The sequence below is a fragment of the Micromonospora citrea genome (genome assembly GCF_900090315.1).
In the GTDB taxonomy this organism is placed as follows: Bacteria; Actinomycetota; Actinomycetes; order Mycobacteriales; family Micromonosporaceae; genus Micromonospora; species Micromonospora citrea.
On sequence record NZ_FMHZ01000002.1, the window covers coordinates 1,418,062 to 1,431,060 of the forward strand.

At 74.3% G+C, this 12,999-nt stretch carries 12 protein-coding genes and 1 riboswitch; of the genes, 6 read left to right on the plus strand and 6 right to left on the minus strand.

Translation table 11 applies throughout. From position 1 onward, the window contains the following. Positions 1 to 28: 28 nt before the first annotated feature. Complete coding sequence (gene lhgO, locus GA0070606_RS06625; protein WP_091095999.1) at positions 29 to 1,225, plus strand: L-2-hydroxyglutarate oxidase; 1,197 nt, start codon at positions 29 to 31, stop codon at positions 1,223 to 1,225. A 147-nt stretch (positions 1,226 to 1,372) separates the two neighbouring features. Here lhgO and GA0070606_RS06630 read toward each other — a convergent pair whose 3' ends face one another. After that, positions 1,373 to 1,975 carry a TetR/AcrR family transcriptional regulator gene (locus GA0070606_RS06630; protein WP_091107382.1) on the minus strand — a complete coding sequence of 201 codons (603 nt, stop codon included), beginning with the start codon at positions 1,973 to 1,975 and terminating at the stop codon, positions 1,373 to 1,375. Positions 1,976 to 2,180: 205 nt separating this feature from the next. On the opposite strand from GA0070606_RS06630, the gene GA0070606_RS06635 reads away from it, so the two are divergent. The 4 genes from GA0070606_RS06635 (at position 2,181) to GA0070606_RS06650 (ending at position 7,283) form a co-directional block, all read left to right on the plus strand. Next, a complete protein-coding gene (locus tag GA0070606_RS06635; protein WP_091096001.1) occupies positions 2,181 to 3,077 on the plus strand; it encodes an ABC transporter permease in 897 nt (298 codons plus the stop codon). Then, positions 3,070 to 3,888 (plus strand): ABC transporter ATP-binding protein, encoded by an 819-nt coding sequence (locus GA0070606_RS06640; protein ID WP_091096002.1) that lies wholly within the window; start codon positions 3,070 to 3,072, stop codon positions 3,886 to 3,888. The genes GA0070606_RS06635 and GA0070606_RS06640 overlap by 8 nt, the downstream gene beginning before the upstream one ends. A 131-nt stretch (positions 3,889 to 4,019) precedes the next feature. Continuing rightward, positions 4,020 to 5,522 (plus strand): bifunctional cytidylyltransferase/SDR family oxidoreductase, encoded by a 1,503-nt coding sequence (locus tag GA0070606_RS06645; RefSeq protein ID WP_091096004.1) that lies wholly within the window; start codon positions 4,020 to 4,022, stop codon positions 5,520 to 5,522. A 36-nt stretch (positions 5,523 to 5,558) separates the two neighbouring features. Further along, a complete protein-coding gene (locus tag GA0070606_RS06650) occupies positions 5,559 to 7,283 on the plus strand; it encodes a CDP-glycerol glycerophosphotransferase family protein (protein WP_091096006.1) in 1,725 nt (574 codons plus the stop codon). A 94-nt stretch (positions 7,284 to 7,377) separates the two neighbouring features. On the opposite strand, the gene GA0070606_RS06655 is transcribed toward GA0070606_RS06650, so the two are convergent. From GA0070606_RS06655 to GA0070606_RS06675, 5 genes are all read right to left on the minus strand, one after another. After that, positions 7,378 to 8,121 (minus strand): alpha/beta fold hydrolase, encoded by a 744-nt coding sequence (locus tag GA0070606_RS06655; RefSeq protein WP_091096008.1) that lies wholly within the window; start codon positions 8,119 to 8,121, stop codon positions 7,378 to 7,380. 105 nt (positions 8,122 to 8,226) lie between these two features. Further along, the gene (locus GA0070606_RS06660) at positions 8,227 to 9,069 is read right to left on the minus strand and encodes a C39 family peptidase (protein WP_091096010.1); all 843 of its coding nucleotides are present in this window, start codon (positions 9,067 to 9,069) and stop codon (positions 8,227 to 8,229) included. 218 nt (positions 9,070 to 9,287) lie between these two features. Continuing rightward, positions 9,288 to 9,429, minus strand: a riboswitch (cyclic di-AMP (ydaO/yuaA leader). 287 nt (positions 9,430 to 9,716) lie between these two features. After that, positions 9,717 to 10,475 (minus strand): hypothetical protein, encoded by a 759-nt coding sequence (locus GA0070606_RS06665; RefSeq protein WP_091096012.1) that lies wholly within the window; start codon positions 10,473 to 10,475, stop codon positions 9,717 to 9,719. 202 nt (positions 10,476 to 10,677) lie between these two features. Beyond that, positions 10,678 to 11,133, minus strand: a complete 456-nt coding sequence (locus GA0070606_RS06670) for a hypothetical protein (RefSeq protein WP_091096014.1) — start codon at positions 11,131 to 11,133, stop codon at positions 10,678 to 10,680. A 173-nt stretch (positions 11,134 to 11,306) separates the two neighbouring features. Next, positions 11,307 to 11,459 carry a Rossmann-fold NAD(P)-binding domain-containing protein gene (locus GA0070606_RS06675; protein ID WP_218105989.1) on the minus strand — a complete coding sequence of 51 codons (153 nt, stop codon included), beginning with the start codon at positions 11,457 to 11,459 and terminating at the stop codon, positions 11,307 to 11,309. A 213-nt stretch (positions 11,460 to 11,672) separates the two neighbouring features. On the opposite strand from GA0070606_RS06675, the gene GA0070606_RS06680 reads away from it, so the two are divergent. Beyond that, positions 11,673 to 12,998: a polysaccharide pyruvyl transferase family protein gene (locus GA0070606_RS06680; protein WP_091096016.1), complete on the plus strand. Its 1,326-nt coding sequence runs from the start codon at positions 11,673 to 11,675 to the stop codon at positions 12,996 to 12,998. Position 12,999 lies beyond the last annotated feature (1 nt).

Below are 12,999 nucleotides of genomic sequence, written 5' to 3' on the forward strand. Positions count from 1 at the left end.
CGGTCGCGGCGTCGGCAGGGGAGATGAGATGACCAGGTTCGTGGTGGTGGGTGGCGGCATCGTCGGGCTCGCGGTGGCACACCGGCTGATGACCGACCGGCCCGGGGACCAGGTCACCGTGCTGGAGAAGGAGGCCGGCTGGGCGGCCCACCAGACGGGCCACAACTCCGGCGTCATCCACGCCGGCGTCTACTACAAGCCGGGCAGCCTGAAGGCCACCATGTGCAAGGCCGGCAGCGCGTCGATGGTCGAGTTCTGCGAGCGGCACGGGATCGCGTACGACATCTGCGGGAAGCTGATCGTCGCCACCGACGCCGCGGAGCTGCCCCGGCTGCACGACCTGCACCAGCGGGCCCTCGCCAACGGCCTGCCGGTGCGGCTGATCGAGGCCGCCGAGGCCGCCGAGCACGAGCCGCACGTGGCGGCCGTCGCCGCGCTGCACGTCGCCTCGACCGGCATCGTCGACTTCGGGGCGGTCTGCCGCAAGCTGGCCGAACTGCTCGCGGCGGGCGGCGCGGACCTGCGGACGGAGACCGAGGTCACGGCCGTGTCCACCCGACCGGAGGGCGTGGTGGTGAGCACCACCCGGGGCGAGGTGGTCGCCGACGTCCTGGTCAACTGCGCCGGCCTGCACGCCGACCGGATCTCCCGGCTGGCCGGGGTGCCGACGCCGGTGCGGATCGTGCCGTTCCGCGGCGAGTACTACGAGCTGGTGCCGCAGCGGCAGGGCCTGGTGCGGGGCCTGATCTATCCGGTGCCGGACCCGCAGTTCCCGTTCCTCGGGGTGCACCTGACCAAGATGATCGACGGCAGCGTGCACGCCGGCCCGAACGCGGTGCTGGCGACCGCCCGGGAGGGCTACTCCTGGGGCCGGATCAGCCCCCGCGACATCTGGGACGAGCTGACCTACCGGGGCCTGTGGGCGCTGGGCCGCCGCCACTACCGCTACGGGCTGACCGAGGTGGCCCGGTCGCTGTCGAAGAAGCGGTTCGCCGCGAGCCTGGCCCGGCTGGTGCCGGAGCTGACCCCGGCCGACATCGTGCGGGCCGGCGCCGGCGTCCGCGCCCAGGCGATCCTGCCCGACGGCGGCCTGGTCGACGACTTCCTGATCGTCGAGGCGGACCGGCAGGTGCACGTGCTGAACGCGCCCTCCCCCGCCGCGACCAGCTCGCTGGAGATCGCCCGGCACATCGTCTCCCGGCTCCCGGTCGACGCGCCGCGCTGACCTCCTACGCGCCGGCCGGGCCCGGCGGCGCCCCGGCCGGCGCGGTCCACCCGGCTGCTCGTCCACCCGGCACCACAGCCCGGCGGGCGGCCGGACGTGACACCGCCCGGCGTGCGGTCGGTCAGCCGGCGGGCGGCTGGCGGGCGGTCAGGCGGGCGTGACGTCCGCCGCGCGGGGGCGGGGCACGGCGGCGCCCGCGCCGAGCCCGGTGGCCACCGCCTCGACCAGCGTGTCCAGGTACGCGTCGGTCAGCGGCGTCCGGGCGATCGCCAGGCGCCAGTAGAGCGGGCCGACGATCAGGTCGACGGCCGCCTCGGGGTCGGTGTCGGGCGGCAGCTCGCCGCGCTGCACGGCGCGGCCGATCAGCCGGCCGCCGATCTCCTGCTGCCGGGCCCGCAGCACCTGCTGCAGGGTCTGGTCGATGGTCGGGTTGCGGGCGGCCTCGGCGAGCAGGTCGGGGATGATCTGCGAGGCAAGCGGGTGGCGCAGCGCGTGCGCCACCACCTGGAAGAGCAGTTGGAGGTCGCCGCGCAGGGTGCCGGTGTCCAGCGCCGGCAGCTTGCCGGTGGCCGCCGCGGCGACGATCTCCAGCACGAGTTCCAGCTTCGAGCTCCAGCGGCGGTAGATGGCGGTCTTGCTCACCCCGGCCCGCCGGGCCACCGCCTCGATCGAGAGCCGGCCGTAGCCGACGGCGGCGAGCTCCTGCATCAGCGCGCGGCGGATCGCGGTGGTGATGTCGTCCCGCAGCACCGCCGCGCCGGCCGGCGCCCGCCTCTTCCCGGTCGTCACCTGGAGCTCGTCTCGGCTGTCACGAGGAACAATGTAGCGCAACGACGGTACGGTTGCGTCCCGACGTGTTTCGGACTACTGTCCACGCAGCGGCGAGGCGGCGCTCCACGCTCGGTTCCATCGTCGCGCCTCACCCGTCGTCACGAAAGATCGGAGCGGCCATCCCATGGCCAACACCGCGCTGGCCGATCCCGACTCCGGTCTGTCCCAGGCGCAACTGGCCGCCCGGTACGGACTCCGGGTCGCGGGCGAGCGGCCACCACTGGGCGAGTACGCCCGGCGGCTCTGGCGCTACCGGCACTTCATCGCCTCGTACGCCAACGCGAAGCTGGTCGCCTCGTTCAGCAACGCCCGACTCGGGCAGCTGTGGCAGGTGCTCACCCCGCTGACCAACGCGGCGGTCTACTACCTGATCTTCGGCGTGGTGCTGAAGCAGGACAGCATCCCGAACTTCATCGCGTACCTCTGCACGGGTCTGTTCATCTTCAACTTCACCCAGACCGCGGTGCAGAGCGGCACCCAGTCGATCACCGGCAACCTGGGCCTGATCCGGGCGCTGCACTTCCCCCGGGCCTGCCTGCCGCTGGCCGTCACGGTCACCCAGTTCCAGCAGCTCCTCGGCTCGATGGTGGTGCTCGTCGCCATCGTGCTGGTGACCGGCGAGCCGATCACCTTCGCCTGGCTGCTGCTGGTCCCGGCGATCCTGCTCCAGGCGGTCTTCAACGCCGGGCTGACCATGACGGTGGCCCGGATGGGCGCGAAGCTGGCCGACCTCAAGCAGGTCATGCCCTTCGTCCTGCGCACCTGGATGTACGGCTCCGGCGTGCTCTACAGCGTGGCGCTGTTCGAGGAGCAGCTGCCCGCGTGGGCGTCCCGGCTGGTCGAGTTCAACCCCGCGCTGGTCTACATCGAGCTGGCCCGGGTCGCGCTGCTGGAGCAGGCGCCGCTGCTCAGCTCCTCCCTGCTCCAGCTCTGGCTGGCCGCGGTGGGCTGGGCGATCGTGATGGGCGTCGGGGGTTTCATCTACTTCTGGCGGGGCGAACAGGAGTACGGCCGTGGCTGAGCAGTTCGAGTCGTCCAACGACGTGACGGTGACGCTGCCCCGGATCCAGGAGCGGGTCCCGACCGTGGTGGTCGACGACGCGCACGTGATCTACCGGGTGCACAAGGGCGGCGGCGGGGGCGGCGGCCCGGTCGGCGCGCTCAAGCGGATGGTCAGCCGCACCTCGGCGCCGAACATCCGCGAGGTGCACGCGGTCAAGGGGGTCAGCTTCACCGCGTACCGGGGCGAGGCGATCGGGCTGATCGGCAGCAACGGCTCCGGCAAGTCGACCATGCTGCGGGCCATCGCCGGCCTGCTGCCGGTCAACCGCGGCGCGGTCTACACCCAGGGGCAGCCCTCGCTGCTCGGCGTGAACGCCGCCCTGCTCAACGACCTGTCCGGCGAGCGCAACGTGGTGCTGGGCTGCCTGGCCATGGGGATGCCGCCGGAGGAGGTGCAGCGGCAGACCCCGGAGATCATCGAGTTCTCCGGGATCAACCAGCGGGGCGACTTCGCCTCGCTGCCGATGCGCACCTACTCCTCCGGCATGGCGGCCCGGCTGCGCTTCTCCATCGCCGCCGCGAAGAAGCACGACGTGCTGCTCATCGACGAGGCCCTCGCCACCGGCGACAAGGGCTTCCGCAAGCGCAGCGAGCAGCGGGTGCGGGAGCTGCGGGAGAGCGCCGGCACGGTGTTCCTCGTCAGCCACCAGCTCTCCTCGATCAGGGACACCTGCGAGCGGACGATCTGGCTGGAATCGGGCGTCCTGCGGATGGACGGGCCGACCGACGAGGTGCTGCGGGCGTACGAGGCGTTCGCCAACGGCAAGTAGCGCGTCGTCCCGGCGCCGTCCGACGACCGCGTCGGGGCGTTGGGGCGAAACGCCCGGCGCGTTAAGGTTCATCCCGTCGCCGCGCGGGCGGAACCTTCTGTTCACGCACCCCTGAGAGTGAGGATTCGGCAATGACGCAGGACCACACCACTGGCCCGGACGCCGCACCGGAGACCCCGGCGCCGTGGCGGCCCTCGCGGACGGTGGCGGTGGTGCTGGCCGGCGGCACCGGGACCCGGCTCGGCCTCGGCATCCCGAAGCAGCTGCTGAAGATCGCCGGCAAGCCGATCATCGAGCACACCCTGGCGGTCTTCGAGGCGGCCCCCGAGATCGACGAGATCATCGTGCTGATGGCCACCGGTCACGTCGCCGAGGCCCAGCAGATCGTCGACAAGGCCGGCTTCCGCAAGGTCACCAAGGTGATCGAGGGCGGCGAGACCCGCAACGCCACCACGCGGATCGCGCTGGACGCGGTCGGCGAGGGCGACTGCAACATCCTCTTCCACGACGCGGTGCGGCCCCTGGTCAGCGGCCGGATCGTGCGCGAGTGCGTGAACGCGCTCTGGACGTACGCGGCCGTCGACGTGGCCATCCCGTCGGCCGACACGATCATCAAGGTCGACGAGAACGACTGCATCACCGACATCCCGGTGCGCTCGTCGCTGCGCCGGGGCCAGACCCCGCAGGCGTTCCGCTCGGGCACCATCCGCGAGGCCTACCGGCTCGCCGAGGGCGACCCGCACTTCGCCGCCACCGACGACTGCGGCGTGGTGCTGCGCTACCTGCCGGGCACGCCGATCAAGGTCATCGACGGCTCGGACGAGAACATCAAGGTCACCCACCCGGTCGACGTGCACCTGGCGGACAAGCTGTTCCAGCTCGCCGCAGCGCAGGCGCCCCGGGTCACCGACCACCGCAGCTACACCGAGGAGCTGACCGGCCGCACCATCGTCATCTTCGGCGGCAGCTACGGCATCGGCCACGACCTGGCCGAGATCGCCCGCCGCTACGGCGCGCAGGTCTTCCCGTTCAGCCGGTCCAGCACGGGCACCCACGTGGAACGCGCCGCGGACGTCGAGGCGGCGCTGAAGACCGCCTTCGACGCCACCGGGCGGATCGACCACGTGGTGGTCACCGCCGGCATCCTGGAGAAGGGCCCGCTCGCCGAGATGGACGAGGAGACCATGGACCGGGTGCTCCAGGTCAACTTCGTCGGGCCGGTGATCGCCGCCCGCCAGTCGCTGCCCTACCTCCAGCAGACCAAGGGCCAGCTGCTGCTCTACACCTCCAGCTCCTACACCCGGGGCCGGGCCGACTACGCGCTCTACTCCTCCACCAAGGCGGCCCTGGTCAACCTCACCCAGGCGCTCTCCGACGAGTGGGCCGAGTTCGGCGTACGGGTGAACTGCGTCAACCCCGAGCGCACGGCCACCCCGATGCGCACCAAGGCGTTCGGCGAGGAGCCGGAGCACACCCTGCTCGCCGCCGAGACCGTCGCCCAGGCCTCGCTGGACGTGCTGATCTCGGACCTCACCGGCCAGGTCATCGACGTGCGCCGGGCGCCGGGCGAGGTGCCGGCCCAGTCGGTGCCGGGGCAGTCCGAGCGGGCCGCCAGCGCGGCCAGCGCCGGCTGACGCGGGTCTCGGGCCACGGCGGGGAACGGAGCCGACATGCGTGGTGACCTGGTCCGGAAGCTGGCCGCCCGCGCCCTGGCCACCGGCCTGGCGGTGCTGGCCTTCCTCGTCGTCGCGCTGACCGGCGCGACCGGCTGGGGGCTGGGGCTGGCCGTGGCCGCCCTGGCGGCGGTCGCGTGGGAGCGGCGGGTGCGGCCGGGCGCCGACAGCGTCGCCGAGACCGCGCTGGTCGCGGCGGCGGTCCTGGTCGGGTACGCCCGGCGCCTCGACGCCGGATTCGACCCCGCGCTGGCCGCGACGGCGCTGGTGCTGCTGGTGCTCGTGCTGCTCGTCGGGCCGCTGCGCGACGCCGGCGGGCTGGAACTGCGCGCCGCGAACCTGCCGGTGCGCTCGTGGACGCCGCTGGTCGCCGCGCGCCTCGGCGACGCGCTGCTGGTGCTGCTCGCCGTGGTGGCGGCGGCCGCCGCGGCGGCCCTGCCCGCCTGGGTCGCGCTGGTCGCCGTCGCGCTGGTCGCCGCCGGCGCCGGGGCGGTCGGGCTGAACCTGGCCCGGCGCCGGTTCCGGCCGGGGGCGGGCGGGTCGCCGGTCACCCGGGCGCTGCGCCGCCACCAGCCCGAGTTCCTGCTCCACTTCTCCGCCCCGCCCGGCTCGGAATACCAGGTCACCATGTGGCTGCCCTACCTGGAGCGGATCGGGCGGCCGTTCCTGGTCATGCTGCGGGAGCCGGAGTTCCTGCCCGCCGTCGCCGCGGCCACCACCGCGCCGGTGGTCTACTGCCCGACGCTCAAGGCGATGGACGAGGCGCTGGTGCCCAGCCTGCGGGTGGCCTTCTACGTCAACCACGGCGCGAAGAACAGCCACTGCATCCGCTTCACCCAGCTGACCCACGTCCAGCTGCACCACGGCGACAGCGACAAGGCGCCCAGCGCCAACCCGGTCTCGGCCATCTTCGACCGGATCTTCGTCGCCGGCCAGGCCGCCGTCGAGCGGTACGCCCGCGCCGGCGTCGACATCCCGGCGGAGAAGTTCGTGGTGGTCGGCCGGCCGCAGGTGGAGTCGATCGAGGTCCGGCCGGAGCCGGCGCGCGGCCTGCCGCACCCGACGGTGCTCTACACGCCGACCTGGACGGGGCACCACGCGGACGCCAACTACTGCTCGCTGCCGGTGGCCGAGGCGCTGCTGCGCGGGCTGCTGGCGCGCGGCGCGACGGTGATCCTGCGGGCCCACCCCTACACGTCGCAGAATCCGGCCTCGGCGCGGCAGCTGGGGCGGCTCACCGAGCTGCTGGCCGCGGACCGGGCCCGCACCGGCCGGCAGCACGTCTTCGGCGCCGCCGCCCGCGAGCTGACCCTGGCCGAGTGCGCGAACCGCTCGGACGCGCTGGTCTCCGACGTGTCCGGGGTGATCTCCGACTACCTCTACTCGGGCAAGCCGTACGCGGTGACGGACATGGGCGGCGAGGGCGACCGGTTCGCCGAACGCTTCCCGCTGGCCGGCTCGGGATACGTGCTGCGCCACGACATGTCCAACGTCGACGAGGTGCTGACCGCGCTCCTGGACACCGACCCGCTGGCCTCGGCCCGCTGGGCCACCCGCACCCGCTACCTGGGCGACTTCCCCGCCGACTCGTACGCCGAGGCGTTCCTCGACGCCGCGCGGCGGCAGCTCGACGCGGGCTGGAACCCGCCGGTCCCGCGCGCCGCCGGCGGGGCCGACCTGCCGGTCGAGCCGGACGAGGCGACCCTTTCCCCCAGCACCTGATCCGCCGCCCCGGCGCGGCGACCGGGACCCGATCCGCGCCCTGGCGCGGCGGTCCCGCGCCCGGCCGCCGCGCCGCCCCGGGTCGGCGCGGGGTTCAGCGGTAGGGGTCGACGAGGGCCAGGACCGCCTCCGGGTCCTCGACGTGGGCGTTGTGGCCCAGGCCGGGCAGGGTGGCGACCGGGACGCCCAGCTCCTTCAGCTGGGCGTCGGTGACCATGGGGTCGTGCTCGCCGCGGGCCAGCAGCACCGGCACGTCGGTCGCCGCCAGCAGGGCGGGCAGGTTCGGCTCGCCCACCCCGAACGCCGCCGGGTCCATCGCCAGCCGCCAGCGGCCGTCGACCTGCCGCAGCCCGGCCTCGACCACCGGGTGGTCCGGCGCGAAGAGGCCCGTCAGGCCGGCCACCCGCAGGTAGCGGCGGGCCGCCTCGTCCCGGCCGGCGAACCAGGTCACCGGGCGGCCGGCCAGCTCACCGGCCCTGGCCAGCTCGGCCGGGGACCAGACGGCCTTGATGCCGAGCCCGACCACGGCGTCGACCGGCAGCCCCGCGTCGCGGGCGGCCAGCGCCAGCCCGACCACGCCGCCGAGGGAGTGCCCCAGCACGACGAGCCGGTCGCCCACCGTGAGCCCCGCGGCGAGCCGGTCGGCCAGCCCGGCGAACGAGTACGACGGCAACGGCGGCGACCACCCGTGGCCGGCGAGGTCGGGCGCCAGCCACCGGCCCGGCCACCGGCGCTCCAGCAGCGGCGCCGAGGGCAGCCACACGTCGCCGGTCGCGCCCATGCCGTGCAGCAGCAGGAGGACCCGCCGACCGTCCCGGTCACCCGATTCATCGACCATGGCCCGCAGTGTGCCACCCGCCGGCCGCCCCGGCGAGGGCCGTGACCCGGAGACGACATCGGGCGCCGGCCCCCGGGTGGGGAGCCGACGCCCGACGAGTGTCGCTCAGGCGGAGTAGCCGCGGGTGGCGGCCCAGTTCGCCAGGGCGATGGTGGACATCCAGTACGAGGCGGTGGCCGGGTTCGCCGAGTCGGCGATCTTCACCAGCCGTCCCTCGTCCTGGTAGCCCACGACGGCGATGTAGTGGCCGCCGGGGAACGAGTGCCAGCCGCCGTCGGTGTCCGTGGCGCTGCCGGCGACGTTCACCACGACGCCCCGGCCGGCGGCGATGGCGGCGACGACGTCGGCCTGGAGCCGGTCCGTCTGCGCCGGGGTCGCGGCGCTGCCCGGGATCATCCGCGTCCGGTACGGGTCGCCCTTCACCGTCGCGTTCAGCACCCGGGTGGTGTCGTCGGCGGAGTCGGTGCCCATCTCGTCGGTGCCCAGCTGGGCGCCGAGGGCGTCCTGGCTGCGCGCGACACCGGCGGCGCTGAGGGCGTGCCGGACGGCGGCGGGACCGCAGTTGTAGAAGGTCGTCTGGGCCTGGTAGTCGTAGTCCAGGGTCTTGGACTTCGGCGGCTTCGGCGACTCCGCCTTCCGGGTCAGGTCCGGGTCCGGCCTGGCGCTGGTGGCGCTCGCCGAGGGAACGGCGCTGGACGCGGCCGGGGCGGCGGTCGACGGGACGGCCGCGACGCGGTCCTCGCCGCGCGAGGCGGCGGCGACGCGCTGCTCGGTCACGGCCACCGGGGCCTGCGCGGCGGCCGGCGAGGCGTCGGTCTCGGCCAGCAGCGCGCCGGTGCCGGACGCCAGCACGAGCGCGGCGGCCGACGCGGCGGCCACCTGGTAGGGACGCTCGGACGTCAGGCGGCGGAGCTGTCGCTTGAGGTGGTGCTTCATGGTTTCCTCCACGGGCTCGGGGGGTGAGCGGCCGTCGGTCCCTCTCCGCAGGAGGAACCGACCGCGCGGACGGCGTCCGGCGGTGGTGGACCACTCAGGGGATGTGCCCGGGATGCCGGGCGACGGGCGGTGACCGGTGGGTCAGCTCGCGGCGTACGGCCGGGCGAGCGCGGGCACCGCGGCGCCGTGGAGGCGGCGGCGGGGGGTGGCTGGGTGCTGCACGAGGATGGAACTCCTTCCGACACCGCCGACCGGGTTAGCTGACGGATTCGGGCGGGAAGAACGCCCTACCGCGGGCCGTGGCCCGCGGATTCACCCCGATGTTGCAGTGGGTCCCCGGCTCGTCTCTGCACGATTAGGCGGGTCGGCGCGGCGTCGCCTCTTGCGAACGGGTACCGCACCGGACGCGCCGACACTACTGGCCGGTCGGCGGCCTGCCAACCCGCTCTCACCTGCCTAAACCTTGATCGTGCGACATTTTTTGCGGGCAGTCCGACACTGACGTGACTCAATGGGACGACCGTTTCCACGCGCGCCTTCGGGCCACAACCGGACGAGCGGCAGCCATCGACGCCGAATCGCCGGCGAAAATCGGCCGGACCGCGCCGCATGACCGGTTCGGCGGCGCTGTGACCGGCGTCACCGAAATGCCGTCGCGTTCAGCCCGCGCGGGCGGGCCGCCAGCGCGCGGCGGGCGCGGGACGATGCGCGGTGGCCGCCGTGCGGGCGGCCGGGAGCCGGCCCGGCCGGAGCCGGCCCGCCGCGGCGTACGCCTCCGCGGCGAGGGCGCGGGCCGCCTCGGCGGCCAGGTCGGCGTCCCGCCACGCGAGGCGCTCCCGCTCGGCGGCGGCCCGGTAGCCGGCCCGCTTCGCGTCGCGTACCGCCCGGGCCAGGACGATCTCCTGCTCCGCCGGATGACGTCGGGGATCCCAGCCCGCCCGGTGACCGAACACGTCGCTGAGTTGCCGGGCGGTCAGGTCGCCGCGCCAGTGGGCGGCCATCGCCGCGTGGTGCAGCCAGCGCTCCCGGGCGGCGTACTCGGCGGGCGTGCGCGGGGTGCGCGGAGACGGCAGGAGGGCGGCCCCGGTGAACCGGCGGGCGGCCGTCTCCGCCTCGTCGTACGCCTGCCACGCGCGGCCGACCGCCTCCTGCGCGGCGAGCCAGTCGGCCCGCAGCCGGCGCGCGGTACGGGCGGCGCGGTCCGCCGCGACGGCCACCTCCTCGGCGTAGCGGCGCAGGTCGGCCGCCTCGGCCGCCGGGTCGTCGGCGGGCGGGGCGGCCGGCTCTTCGGCGGGTGGGACCCGCTCCGGGCGGGCGACCAGGACGGCGAGCAGGGTCAGGGCCAGCAGGAGCAGGGCGGACCAGATGGCGGCGGCCCGCGGCACCTCGATCAGGAACTGGTAGAGGACGGTCTCCATGGTCGGCACCTCACGGGTAGCGAGTGCGGCAGCGGGGCACCCGGCGGAAGCGTCGACGCCACGGCGGGCCCGACGGGTGCGGATGGTGGAGAGCGAAGGAAGGGCACCTTGCTGACGCCTGAGGTGGAGCGGGGGCCCTTGCCGACGCGTGGGGGCGGACACGTCCCGGGGCCGTCGTCGGCCCTGCCGGGGGGGGTGCGGCTCAGCCGCGCGGCGGGGCGCGGGGGCCGGCGGTGCCCGGGGCGCGCGCGGCGGGCGCGGGGGCCGGTCCGACGGCGACGGTCGCGGCCGCCGGACCCGGGTCGGCCGCGGGGGCGAGGGGGGCGGGGCCGGCAGCGGCCCGCTCGTCGGCGCCCCCGGCCCCGTCGGCGTTCCCGGCCCCGTCGGCGTTCCCGGCCCCGTCGTCGTCGACCTCGGGGAAGCCCGGCAGGCCGACGGCGGCCGTCGGAGCGAGGCCCGCCCCGGCCGGGGGCACCGCCACGGCGGCCACCGAAGGCACCGTGACGGTGGTGGGGGTCAGCCCCGCAGAGGCAGAGGCGGCGGCGGGTAGCGCCCCCGCGCCGACGGCGAACGCGACCGCGACGGCGAGCCCGGTCAGCAGCCGCGCGGCCCACCGCGCCACCCACCACAGGGGACAGGTGAGCACGACGGGCAGCACGCGACCACGCTACCGCCGACGCCGCCGGTCCGCATCGCCGCCGGGCGTGTCGCCGCGGACCGCACCGACCAGGGTGGACCGGTGCTCGCGCCGCCCGCGCGAGCACCGGGCCCGTGGCCGCCGGTCGGGTGACCGGGCTGGTTGAGCCAGGTCGCCGCCAGTACGCCTGACCGCTACCAGGGCACCGGGCCGTCCTCGGCGAAGAACCCGCCCGTCGACCCGTCCGCGCCGAGGGTGGCCAGGCGCACCAGGACCGCGGCGCCCTGCGCGACGGTGAGGACCCCGGTGTGGTTGTTGCTGTCCGTGTCGACGAAGCCGGGGACCATGCCCTACTCGTGGCGTCCGGTGCGGCGCTGATGGTTCGTGCCGCGTCTGTTCGGAACATGGAGATGCCGGCGATCCGATCCTCGTGACACCTCGGCGGTGTGGCCCACGCCACCGGTCACGGCTGTCACGGAACGAGAGGGACCGGCGTCCTGTGCCTCGGCCGCCGGGTGGCCTAGTATGCCGTGACCTGGCGGTGACGAGAGGCGAGGCGAATGCACCAGCGGATCCTGATGCGGGCGAAGAAGGGCCCCTTCGACGTCTACTCCGCCGAGGAGTCGCACGAAGCGAACTGGATCGGCGAGAACAACGGCAACCTCGTCTTCAGCCACGCCGCGCACAAGCTGCTGCAGACCGCCACCGCCGAGATCACCCCGACCGAGTTCAAGGTCAACCCGCGCGACGCCGACATGATCAACGAGCGGTACGACGTCTACGTGGTGCCGCTGGCCAACGCCTTCCGGCGCAGCTACGCCCACCGCATCGAGCTCATGACGAGACTCGTCGAGCGGCTGAAGATCCCGGTCGTGGTGCTCGGCGTGGGCGTGCAGACCGACGTCAACGGCGACCGGGAGTACCTGCGCCCGATCGACGACGTGGTGACCCGGTTCGTCAAGGCGGTGCTCGACCGCTCGCACAGCATCGGCGTACGCGGTGAGATCACCGAGGGCTACCTGCGCACCCTGGGCTTCTCCGCCGTCGACGTGATCGGCTGCCCGTCGATGTTCCTGCACGGCGACAGCCTGCGGGTGGAGAAGCGGAAGGCGGCGCTCGCGCCGGAGGACCGGATCGCGCTCACCGTCTCGCCGTACGTCAAGTCGATGGCGAAGATCATCGCCCGGCACCACGAGCGGTACCCGAACCTGCGCTACCTGCCGCAGGACCTCAAGACGCTCGGCACCCTGCTCTACGGCGACGCCCCCGAGGACCGGGGCAGGTCCAGCGCCATCCCGATCCACACCTCGCACCCCCTGTTCACCGAGGACAAGGTGCGGATGTTCGTCGACCCGTGGACCTGGATGGACTACCTGTCCCGGTTCGACTTCGCGTTCGGCACCCGCATCCACGGCACCATCACGGCGCTGGTCGCCGGCACGCCCGGCTACCTGTTCGCGCACGACTCGCGCACCCTGGAGCTCGCCCGCTACTTCGACATCCCGCACCGGGTGATGAAGGAGGTGCCGGCCGACGTCGACGCCGCCCAGCTCTACGGGGAGGCGGACTACACGGCGCTGGTCGAGGGTCACAAGGCGCGCTACGAGACGATGCTCGCCTTCCTCGCCAGGCACGACCTCGGCAACGCCTTCGCCGACGGCGACAGCGCCGCCCGGTTCGACGCGCGGGTGCGGGCCACCACCTTCCCGCCCGCCGTGCGGCCGGCCGCCGCGACGCCACCGGACGTGCTGCTGGAGCGGATCCAGTGGCTGCACGACCGCAACACCCAGCTGCGCGAGGACGCGGAGACGCTGCGTGAGCAGCGCCTGCGCTCCCGGGTCAAGCGGGCCGTGGGCGGCCCGGTGCGCCGCATGCTGAACCGTTAAC